The following is a 10784-nucleotide window of genomic DNA, read 5'->3' on the forward strand; positions in this document are numbered from 1 at the left end:
CAAATAGCGGGATAAACTACTTCTAATTCCTTTCTATCCACAGCTATCAACTCCTTATGCTATTTCAATATATTGTTCACTTTATTTCCCCTTATTCATTAAATCACAGAAGGAATGTAACTCCCCGCTATCGAATTTTTACATAACAAATATTATTAGGTGGTGCTTTACTATGAAATTAGCTGTCATTGGTGGCGGTGATTTACAAGATCCAAATCACTTGCATATTAATGAACGACTTATAGAATTAACAAATAAACAATACCCAAAAGTATTATTCATTCCAACAGCTAGTCGTGATGATGAAGGATATATAAAGTTATTTTTAGAAACGTTTGAAAAGCGATTACATTGTGAGGTTCAAATTTTACGCTTTATAACAGAAACACCTACTAAATATGAAATAGATGAGATGATTCATTCTGCCGATTTAATTTATCTTGGCGGTGGGAATTACGTTCATATGCTTGAACAATGGAAAGAACATAAACTAGATGAAAAGTTACTATTTGCTTTAAAACGCGGAACACTTATTGCAGGATATAGTGCCGGTGCGATGTGCTGGTTCACATCTAGCATTCGTTCAGATTATGAAGGTTCCGGTTATATAGAAAGTAGTGGCTGGAGTATTGTTAATAAAAGATTTTGCCCCCATTACAATCAATTAAATAGAATGAATGCCTTCCATACGTTTTTACAAACTCACCAAGGTAATATAGAAGGCATTGCATTAGAAGATAATTGCGCTTTATATATTACAGAAGGTTCATTTGAAATTATCGGTGAGCCAGATACAGCTTGGGAGTTTTATATGAATAATGGAAAACTCATTAGACAACATTTTGACATAACTTTAAAAAGTTATTTATAAGCATTCATCAAAAAAAAGTCCCTAAGTATAATGACTTAGGGACTTTTTCATCTTTTAACTCACTAATCGTGTAATTCGTTTCTTCTGCCATGAAAGCTTATAATATGCATACTGTAATATTAAACTGACGATGAATGCCGCTGGGTATCCAATCCAAATTCCTTCTATACCAAGACTCGTATGGTAAGAAAGATAATACGCTACAGGTACTTCAACAAACCAGATTGATACAACACTAATCACAGTTGGCCAAAGTACTGTACCACTTGCTCGCATTGTCGCACTAATAATTTGTGCATGACCGAAAATTAAGTAGCTCCATAATGTAATCATGATTAGACTATGAGCAATGTCAATTGTAGTTTGACTTGTTAAAAATAGTGCTAAAATATCTCTTGAGAACAAGTAAATAAGAGATATTAATACACCACCAATAATATAATTCATGATGATTCCGGCCTTAACAACTTTCTGTAATCGATCAAATTGGTTTGCACCAATTGATTGCGCTGCAAAAATTGATACGGTAATGCCGAGGCTAACTGCTGGCATTTGTACATAACTTGCAACTTGGTTCACAACACCATACGCCGCTGTTGCATCTGATCCATAGCGATTCACAAATGCGATTACTGCAATTTCTGATAATGAAACTAATATCATATTAATACTCGCTGGAATACCAAGTCGTAACAATAACTTTAATAACTCCCAGTCCATACGAAGATATTTTCTTACTGTAGCGTCTAATTGCAGTGGATGATTTTTCTTCTTTAAATACACTAGCATGACAATAAACGTAATAACTGTAGATATAACTGAAGCATAGGCTGCTCCGTAAACATCTAATTTCGGAGCTCCTAACCAGCCAAAAATAAGAATTGGTAATAAGATCATATTTAGCGCTGTACTAACGATTAAAAAGTAAAATGGCGTTTTAGAATCTCCTGTACCTCTCATAAATGTTGTGTATGCAAAATATAAAAATAATACTGGCATAGATATAAATAAAATTCTTGCGTAATGCACACTTATTTCAATAATATTTTCTGGTGTTCCCATAAGGCGCATAATATCCATCGCAAAAATACTACCTATTATCGCCAACACGACTCCGATAATAAAAGTAAACGTAAGCGTCGTACCAACGATAGCTTTTAAGCGCTCTTCATTTTTAGCACCAAATGCCTGACCAATTAAAATTGAACTACCAGAACCAATTCCAATTACAAATGAAACGAGTAGGAAAAATAACGGGAAGAACGCCGATATAGCTGCTAGATCATTTACGCCAAGCCATCTTCCTACTACTACCATTCCAAATAACTGTCCAACTGACTGTAATACATTACTTAAAAGTAACGGTACTAAAAACATGGACATCGATTTCCATATCGGCTTATGTTCCGTTTCTGACTTCTGTGACTCTACACCTTCTTTATTGTTATCTGTAGGTGGTTTCAAATTTCATTTCTCCTTTTATTTAAAATCTGCACGGTTAAATCCGTGCTCAAATAGTTGTAATTACTCCAACCATTTCTATACTGTTTGCTCGTTAAAGTAAATTCTTCTTCCACTCACTATTTTCAAATTCATCATAGAACTTTAACATATTTTTCGTATCTGTAATCCTCTATCTCTTTGTATAGTTGTTTTTATGATGTGCTTCTATTCATTTTCTTCTCTTCATTCTTATAACTTCACCCAATATCGGCTTCCATCAGCTGTTCTATCTAAAAAACCATATTCAATTAAATATCTTCTCAAAGTTACAAAATCCGGATATATATTTTCTAAAACTGTATTTACTTCTTTTTCAGTATACTTTTTATTACTATCGAATTTCTTCACTAAATGACGTAATATAATTAATTTACGCTTTTGCTTTTTCGGAAATTTAGAAAGCGGTCCATCCAAACCTTCTGTAAAATGCGTTATTAAAACTTCAGCATTTTCTTCCTCTGTAATATTGTATCGATCATCCACCATCGTAGCTGTTCTATGAATCGGTACAAATTTAGTTTGAACTTTTGATTTTTCTTCTGACAATTCCATTAACGCTAAAAATACTTTCGCTTGCTTCATTTTCTCTCGCAATGTAAATCGATGATTGCGAATCGTCGACGTGCTCCCGCCGTCCATTTCTTTTACAATCTCTTTATCGTTAAGCCCCATATGGAAAAACTGAACCATTTTCTTTTGCAAATCAGTTAAACCTGTAAACTTCTTATCAAGATTTAATAAATATTCAAACATAGACGTATGCTCATTTTGAATATGCAACTGTACAAACTTCTCTGCTTCATACAAAACTTGATTTTCTTGATAAATAACCCCTTTAATAAACGTTTCTCCACAAGCTAAACAAATATACTCCTCTGCTACCTCGTCAAATACATACCCTTTCTTCAATTCCTCTACCGACGCATCCCAAAACTTCTCTGATATATCACTCATACTAAACACTCCTTCAAAATGTTTATTTAAAAACAAACAAATTATAATAACGTTTATTATCACTTCATCATCTTAACATATAAAAAGTAAACGTTTCAATGTTTCGTTTACCTATTTTACAAACTTTTATAAAAATGTTTATCTAACTATAATAAATAGGANNATGTATTTTAACAAACTAATTATTATGGGATGTGAAACAAAACATGACTACTATTCAAGACCCTTCCAGCATTCAATTTTAACTACAAAAAAGGTGTTTCCGTATATGGAAACACCTTTTACCTTTTATATATTTTATAAACAACCTCTACTAAAACTTTACTTGCTTGTACAAATACATGTTTTCGATTTCCATCCTCAACGAATCTATTTGAACAACCACTAATCATCATCATACAACAAATTATGACTATTACTTTAATGCTTTTTCTGCAAATCATTTTATGCAACTCCACTTTTGTAAAACTTCATTTAAATTTACCCCATCAAAAAAAGTTTACACGAATAATGAAACGTAAAAATATGTAATGTTGCATATTTTTACGTTTCATTACAATATTGTGATTTAATTATTTTAATAACTGGTATACCGAGGTGATTCACTTGAAATTTAAAGCGAAAAAAAATCCATTTCATATCATTTTAATCTCATTGTTTTTAGTTGTTTTTTTCATTTCCCTATTCTTTCAAAATGATAATTCTATTTTTTTCACTCTCATGATGCTCTTAAATATCGTGAATCTCTCTTCTTTCTATTTTTCTCATTACAAAATAACGGAATCTGCCCTTGTTGTTAAACATGGTTTCATACTCCGTACTGAAATTCCATTTGAAGATATACGCCACATTAAATACTCTGGTAAAAAGCTTCGTTCAGAAAATTGGACAAGACAGCAAATAGAAATTCATTATAATTTATTCGACTCAGTAACATCTTTCGTACCACAAGAAGAGGAGAAATTCATTTCACTCTTAAAAGAAAACTGGCCAAATGTGAAAATAATCAATAGCACCTCAAATGAATAGTTTTGTTTGAGACAGTTCTATGCTATTAGGATAACTATATAAGAATTGAATATCCTCCCCAAGCAAAACCGCCGTTTACATATTTATTCTCCCCTCAGGCTAACTACCCAATAGTTAGTCTATTTTTTATTACATAAAGATACTACCCCTCCATCACAAACAAACGATACGAACATACACTATTTCTAAAAAAGTAAACTTCTACACAAAATGAATGAAAGGTGCTTATTATGTATGAGTTAAGTTATGAAGGATTAACAGGTGAAATTATTACAAGATATGATTGTGAGTATGAAGAAACTAGACAAGAATGGAATCGAGCTATTCAAAAGTTTCCTTTAGCTATCATTTATTGTTTTACGAAATGGGATGTTAGTAATGCGATTATTTGGGCGAGAAAAAATGAAATTTCTATTCGCATTCGTTCTGGTGGACACCATTATGAAGGATATTCTGCCGGAAACAACGTCCTCGTAATTGATATAAGTAAAATGAACTGTATGCAGCTTAATGAACATAAAAATACATTAGTCATTCAAGGTGGTGTTCAAAATAAACAAATCTATGACTTTATCTCTTCAAAAGGTTATCCATTTCCAGGCGGAACTTGTCCAACTGTTGGAGTAAGTGGATACACTTTAGGCGGAGGTTGGGGCTATTCTAGTAGGTATTTCGGCCTTGGTTGTGACAATTTAATAGAGTTAGAATTAATCGACTATAAAGGTAAAGTAATTACAGCTAATGAAACTTACCATAAAGACTTATTTTGGGCTTGTCGCGGGGCAGGTGGCGGAAATTTTGGCATCGTTGTTTCGTTAACTTTTAAGCTCCCTCCAATAGTTGATAAAGTTACTTTCGTTGAACTATATTGGCCTAACGCTTCAGTAGACATCCAAAAGGAATTTCTTCACACATGGCAAAGCTGGCTAGTAAATTTAAATAGTAAAATGACAATCGGTGCGAGCATATACAACTCTGCTACGGAAGGACTTGCAATATATGGACGAGGTTTATATTACGGGACCCCAGAAGATGCAGCGTTCATTTTACAAGATTTACTCGATATAAACGGGGTGAAGATGAATTTACAATATATCAGTTTTCTTGAAGCAATGGACATTGTACAATCTTCATATCCACCGTCTGAACAATTTAAATCTACAGGCCGGTTCGTTCATAAACAATATAACGAAGAAGAAATCGAAAAAATTATTAGTCTTATTGAAGATAGAGCTTCCGGCAGTATTTTTGCAGCTATAAGTCTTTACCCCCTTGGAGGAAAAATTCAAGATGTAGGTAAAGATGCGAGCGCTTTTTATTACCGCGATGCACATTATATTCTAGGCATCCAAATTATATGGGAAGATCCGATTGTTAAAAAGGATAATTCCCAATGGTTAGAAAAACGATTTGACTATATAGAATCTATAACAGAAGGCTCATTCGTCAATTTCCCATACAGCGATTTGAAAGATTATATGAACGCTTATTACGGAACACACGCGAACAAATTAAGAAAAATTAGTAAAAAATATGACCCTTTATGCGTATTTACTTTTCCACAAGGAATTAAAAATTAATATGCGATAAAAAAGCCAAGATTCTAAACTAAGAACCTTGGCCTCTATTATTCTTTCGGAGCGATCATTTTTTTCGGGTCTACAACTTCATCAAATTGCTCTTCTGTTAGTAATCCCGATTGCAGTGCTGCTTCTTTTAAAGTTAATCCATCTTTATGGGCATGCTTCGCAATTTTCGCGGCATTTTCATACCCGATATGTGGGTTTAGTGCTGTTACAAGCATTAATGAACGATTTACATTTTCATTAATTACTTCTTCATCTGCTTCAATACCAACTGCACATTTATCATTAAATGAAACTGTTGCATCAGCTAATAAGTGAGCAGATTGCAGGAAGTTGTAAGCAATAACGGGTTTGAATACGTTTAGCTCAAAATTACCTTGGCTCGCAGCAAATCCAATTGTTGTGTCATTCCCCATAACTTGTGCTACAACCATTGTTAGCGCTTCGCTTTGCGTTGGATTTACTTTCCCTGGCATAATAGAGCTTCCTGGTTCATTTGCAGGAATAATAATTTCCCCAAGACCACTACGCGGACCACTTGCAAGCCAGCGCACATCGTTAGCTATCTTCATTAAATCAGCAGCTAATGCTTTTAATGCTCCGTGTGCAAATACAACTTCATCATGGCTCGTTAACGCATGGAATTTATTTGGTGCAGAAATAAATTGTTTACCTGTAAACAGACTAATTTCTTCTGCTACCATCTCACCAAATTTAGGGTGCGCATTAATTCCAGTTCCAACCGCAGTACCACCAATTGCTAATTCTTTCATATATGTATTGCTATCTGCAATCATACGCTCTGTTTTTTCAAGCATACGGTGCCATCCGCTAATTTCTTGTCCTAACGTTAACGGTGTTGCATCTTGTAAATGCGTACGACCGATTTTAATAATATGTTCAAATGCAGTTACTTTTTCTGCTAATGTTTCTTTTAATTTCGTAATAGCTGGTAATACATGATTTTCTACCGCAATTACACACGCTACATGAAGTGCCGTTGGGAACGTATCATTTGAACTTTGAGACATGTTCACGTCATCATTCGGATGAATATGTACGTCAGATCCCTTTTCTTTCAAAATTTGATTACCGCGGTTTGCAATTACTTCATTTACATTCATATTCGATTGTGTACCACTACCTGTTTGCCATACGACAAGTGGAAAATGTTCATTCCATTTTTCTGCGATAACTTCATCAGCAGCTTCCACAATTGCTTGTGCTTTTTCTTCTGATAACTTCCCTAATTTTTGATTGCTAATCGCTGCACTCTTCTTTAAAATCGCAAATGCTTTTACAATTTCAAGCGGCATATGCTCTGTTCCAATCGGAAAATTTTCCTTACTACGCTGTGTTTGTGCTGCCCATAATTTATCAGCTGGAACTTTCATTTCTCCTAATGTATCTCTTTCAATTCTGTACTCCATTTTTTCATCCCCTTGAAAATAAAATACCTACATTTCTCATTTTAACAGACTTTCATTCAAATGATAAGAATTCTCACTCGTATGTATAAAAAAAATACCTTCTGCCACCGCAGAAGGTATTTTTTTATGATGCTTGTTTTCCTTTTTCAGCGTCATCTACATACCAAATGAATTTTCCTGTATATCCGTAAATAACTGCCAAAATTAATGAAACGAAGCTTAACCACATAAATGGAACGTATGAGAACGTTGCCACACCTAAAATACCAGCCATAAAAATACCATTATCCGACCACGGAACCATACCAGAAGTTAACGTTCCACCTACTTCTGAGTTACGTGCTAATACACGGCGATCTATTTTTAATTTATCATAGCTATCTTCCATAATTTTCGGTGTTAAAATAAGTGATACATACATCGCACAACCAAATATATTAGCTAAGAATGCCACGATTAATGTAGACAATGTTACATTACCTGCAGAATTTAATTTCTTCTCAAATTTTGATACGATTACTTTTAAAACACCTAGCTTTTCAAGTAGTCCACCAAAACCTAAGCCGAAAATAATAACGGCTACTGAACTAAGCATACCGTTAATTCCACCACGGTTTAATAACTTATCGACAAATTCGACACCAGATTGAATTGAGAATCCGTTATATGCTGTTCCAATTGCCTCTCCAAAGTGCATCCCTTGGAAAAGAGTTGCCCAAATTGCACCAATTAAAGCTCCCATAGCAATTGTTGGCATAGAAGGTTTCTTCAGCGCCAATAGCACAATAACGATTACAGCCGGAACAAGCATCCATATTTTAATATCAAATTGCTTTAATAAAGCTTCTTTTAAAAACTCTACTCTATTTAAATCTACATTATCCCCGCCATACATCCATCCAGCAACAGTAAACATAATGCTGGTAATAATAAAAGCTGGAACGTCTAATACGAGCATAGCTCGAACGTGAGCAATAACATCTACTTTTGCCATAGAAGCTGCAAGAACTGTGCTATCAGAAAGTGGTGATAATTTGTCTCCAAAATACGCTCCTGAAAGAACTGCACCCGCAACAAGCGGAAGTGGTAATCCAAGCCCTTCCCCAATCGCCATCATAGCAATACCAGCTGTTCCAACTGTTCCCCATGATGTTCCTGTCGCGATAGAAGTTATTGAACAAATAATTAAAGTTGCCAATAAGAATATGCTAGGGTGAATGAATTCTAATCCATAATAAATTAATGTAGGTACAACCCCACCAGCAATCCATGTTCCAATTAAAGCTCCAACTGCAACTAAAATAAGAATTGCTTCTAATCCATTAGAAATCCCTTTCGTAATTGCATCTTGCAATTCTTGATAACGAAATCCTAACCTTAATCCAAGCGCAATAACTAAAAACCATGAAATAAATAGCGCTAATTGAATTGGGAGATTAAAAAACGTTTGGAAGGAAAAGACGACAGCAAGAAATAGGAATAAAAGAATGATGATTTCTAGCATCGAGGGTAATCTTACACTTTTCATTTTTTTCTCTCCTTACAAGTCGATAACATGATGTATGTCGTCTTACGTGTATGTAGTATACAATTAGCGAAGACAAAACAAAATTTTCATATTATTTCGATTTATTTTTTCAGTATAATATATTCACAACCCTTTCTATTGTAAAAGTAGATTGCGCTTTTCGCAATGAAAAATATAAAAAATGTTGTATTTTTATTTCTTTCGAAAAAACTATCTAATAATAACTTTTTTAATATTTGCCACAACAAAGATTTCCACTGCTGTTCTCAGTTCATATGTACTACTATATTTCTCCTTATCCAAAAGAACACACATCATTTATTACAATACAAGGGGCTGGTGGATGGATTGCGGCATTACCTGCAGCTGAAAAAAATCAAATCAAAAATCTTGCTAGCATTTTAACACCAACCGATCTACAATATTTTTCCATAATCAAAAAAGAGCATGTTACACTTTTATGTAACATGCTCTTTCTTTACTACTCTATATGGCTATGCCTGAATGTCTGCAAATTCTTCAATATGCTCGTACTCTTTTTCCAATTCCTCTAAAGACAGCTCGTATAATTGTCGTTCGCGAATCTTAAACACACCTGCTCCAATTAACTCATCAATTAAATGCCTCTTACGATTTTCAACAGCAAAACGGAGTTGACTACTCATCTTTTAAAAAACTCCTTTCTACGATCATTGAAAATGATAATCTTTATCAATTACCACTTTTGATTATAAAAGATGATTCTTAATAAGTAAAGTAATCTTATGAAATATTTACCTTACAAAGTATTTGTGGCCACATTATATATATGTATGCCACGCGAAAAATGTTATGACACTTTTTCATACCCTTTTTCTTTCATACTTTGCAAGTTGTCTCATTATGGTTAAATTCACCCTCAATTTCTACTTGAATGGTGACATGTTCTACATGAAATTTTTCCTTTAATACATCCGTTGCTTCTTTCAATACACTTTGCGTTTCATTACCTTTAATAATAAGATGGCAAGTTAGTACTTGAAAATCTGATGTTACGGACCATATATGTAAATCATGAACTTCTTTTACAATAGTAATATTTAATAATGTATTTTTCACCTCTTCAGCATCTATATGCTGCGGTGCACCTTCCATTAGTATATGAACTGTATCACGTGTTACACGCCATCCACTTATAATGACTAAAATAGACACAAGAATACTAGCAACCGCATCTGCGGCATTCCAATCAAAAAATTTAATAAGCAACGCAGCAATAATTGCTCCGACTGAACCTAATAAATCGCCTAGTACGTGTAAGAAAGCACTTCTTAAATTCAAATTCCCTTTCACATCTCCGCCTCTCATTAATATCCAAGCTGATAAAATATTAATAAGCAAACCAAGTACAGCAATAATGAGCATCCCATTACTAGCAATCTCCACCGGTTCTTTAAAACGACGAATTGCTTCAATAAAAATATATACTGAAATGACAATAAGAACGACACCGTTACATAATGCCGCTAACATTTCGACACGCTTATACCCGTATGTTTTTGCAGCCGTTGCCGTTTTCTCTCCAAGCTTGAAGGCAAGTAAGCTTAAAGCGAGAGATACTGCATCACTTAACATATGCCCCGCGTCAGATAATAGTGCTAAACTATTCGTTACAAACCCACCAATAACTTCAGCAATCATAAAACTTGTCGTTAGTAGGAAAGCAATTAGTAACGCCTTTTTATTTTTGGAATGACCGTGATCATGTGAGTTTCCCATACAAATGCTCCTTTAAGTGCAATATCTGTATGTTAGTATGAAAGAAACTCACTCCCTTTATCCCGCATTAACGTCCGATTGGTGAAGGCTAATAATCAGTGGGGATGAACAAAACCCCCACTGAT

Annotated in this window: 10 protein-coding genes; 3 read left to right on the forward strand and 7 right to left on the reverse strand. The window is 34.1% G+C overall.

What is annotated here, in order from left to right:
* Positions 1 to 172 precede the first annotated feature (172 nt).
* Positions 173 to 871, forward strand: a complete 699-nt coding sequence (locus V7038_RS16495) for a peptidase E (RefSeq protein ID WP_002202483.1) — start codon at positions 173 to 175, stop codon at positions 869 to 871.
* 54 nt (positions 872 to 925) lie between these two features.
* Here the strand turns inward: V7038_RS16495 and V7038_RS16500 are convergent, their stop codons facing one another.
* The 3 genes from V7038_RS16500 to V7038_RS16510 all read right to left on the reverse strand — a co-directional run bounded on the left by V7038_RS16500 (position 926) and on the right by V7038_RS16510 (position 3771).
* Positions 926 to 2335, reverse strand: a complete 1410-nt coding sequence (locus V7038_RS16500; protein ID WP_070146399.1) for an MATE family efflux transporter — start codon at positions 2333 to 2335, stop codon at positions 926 to 928.
* Positions 2336 to 2563: 228 nt separating this feature from the next.
* Positions 2564 to 3328: a DUF2087 domain-containing protein gene (locus tag V7038_RS16505; RefSeq protein WP_335470972.1), complete on the reverse strand. Its 765-nt coding sequence runs from the start codon at positions 3326 to 3328 to the stop codon at positions 2564 to 2566.
* Between the two features lie 281 nt (positions 3329 to 3609).
* Positions 3610 to 3771: a hypothetical protein gene (locus V7038_RS16510; RefSeq protein WP_002158431.1), complete on the reverse strand. Its 162-nt coding sequence runs from the start codon at positions 3769 to 3771 to the stop codon at positions 3610 to 3612.
* A 163-nt stretch (positions 3772 to 3934) separates the two neighbouring features.
* On the opposite strand from V7038_RS16510, the gene V7038_RS16515 reads away from it, so the two are divergent.
* Both V7038_RS16515 and V7038_RS16520 read left to right on the forward strand, forming a co-directional pair.
* Positions 3935 to 4357: a PH domain-containing protein gene (locus tag V7038_RS16515; protein WP_016104455.1), complete on the forward strand. Its 423-nt coding sequence runs from the start codon at positions 3935 to 3937 to the stop codon at positions 4355 to 4357.
* 230 nt (positions 4358 to 4587) lie between these two features.
* Positions 4588 to 5937, forward strand: coding sequence for an FAD-dependent oxidoreductase (locus V7038_RS16520; protein WP_335470974.1), 1350 nt, complete (start codon positions 4588 to 4590; stop codon positions 5935 to 5937).
* A gap of 47 nt (positions 5938 to 5984) precedes the next feature.
* Here the strand turns inward: V7038_RS16520 and fumC are convergent, their stop codons facing one another.
* The 4 genes from fumC to V7038_RS16540 all read right to left on the reverse strand — a co-directional run bounded on the left by fumC (position 5985) and on the right by V7038_RS16540 (position 10659).
* On the reverse strand, positions 5985 to 7373 hold the full coding sequence (gene fumC, locus V7038_RS16525) for a class II fumarate hydratase (RefSeq protein WP_335470976.1): 1389 nt from the start codon (positions 7371 to 7373) through the stop codon (positions 5985 to 5987).
* A gap of 124 nt (positions 7374 to 7497) precedes the next feature.
* Positions 7498 to 8901, reverse strand: a complete 1404-nt coding sequence (gene nhaC / locus V7038_RS16530) for a Na+/H+ antiporter NhaC (RefSeq protein ID WP_335470978.1) — start codon at positions 8899 to 8901, stop codon at positions 7498 to 7500.
* Positions 8902 to 9395: 494 nt separating this feature from the next.
* On the reverse strand, positions 9396 to 9566 hold the full coding sequence (gene fbpA / locus V7038_RS16535) for a Fur-regulated basic protein FbpA (RefSeq protein WP_002158436.1): 171 nt from the start codon (positions 9564 to 9566) through the stop codon (positions 9396 to 9398).
* 193 nt (positions 9567 to 9759) lie between these two features.
* Positions 9760 to 10659, reverse strand: a complete 900-nt coding sequence (locus V7038_RS16540) for a cation diffusion facilitator family transporter (protein ID WP_002158438.1) — start codon at positions 10657 to 10659, stop codon at positions 9760 to 9762.
* Positions 10660 to 10784 lie beyond the last annotated feature (125 nt).

The sequence above is a fragment of the Bacillus sp. JJ783 genome, from assembly GCF_036963225.1.
GTDB classification, from domain to species: Bacteria; Bacillota; Bacilli; order Bacillales; family Bacillaceae_G; genus Bacillus_A; species Bacillus_A cereus_U.

Coding starts and splice junctions, on each gene's coding strand:
- V7038_RS16510 (WP_002158431.1), bottom strand. CDS start 3,771: ATGATTTGCAGAAAAAGCATTAAAGTAATAGTCATAATTTGTTGTATG.
- V7038_RS16505 (WP_335470972.1), bottom strand. CDS start 3,328: ATGAGTGATATATCAGAGAAGTTTTGGGATGCGTCGGTAGAGGAATTG.
- nhaC (WP_335470978.1), bottom strand. CDS start 8,901: ATGAAAAGTGTAAGATTACCCTCGATGCTAGAAATCATCATTCTTTTA.
- V7038_RS16540 (WP_002158438.1), bottom strand. CDS start 10,659: ATGGGAAACTCACATGATCACGGTCATTCCAAAAATAAAAAGGCGTTA.
- V7038_RS16495 (WP_002202483.1), top strand. CDS start 173: ATGAAATTAGCTGTCATTGGTGGCGGTGATTTACAAGATCCAAATCAC.
- V7038_RS16520 (WP_335470974.1), top strand. CDS start 4,588: ATGTATGAGTTAAGTTATGAAGGATTAACAGGTGAAATTATTACAAGA.
- fbpA (WP_002158436.1), bottom strand. CDS start 9,566: ATGAGTAGTCAACTCCGTTTTGCTGTTGAAAATCGTAAGAGGCATTTA.
- fumC (WP_335470976.1), bottom strand. CDS start 7,373: ATGGAGTACAGAATTGAAAGAGATACATTAGGAGAAATGAAAGTTCCA.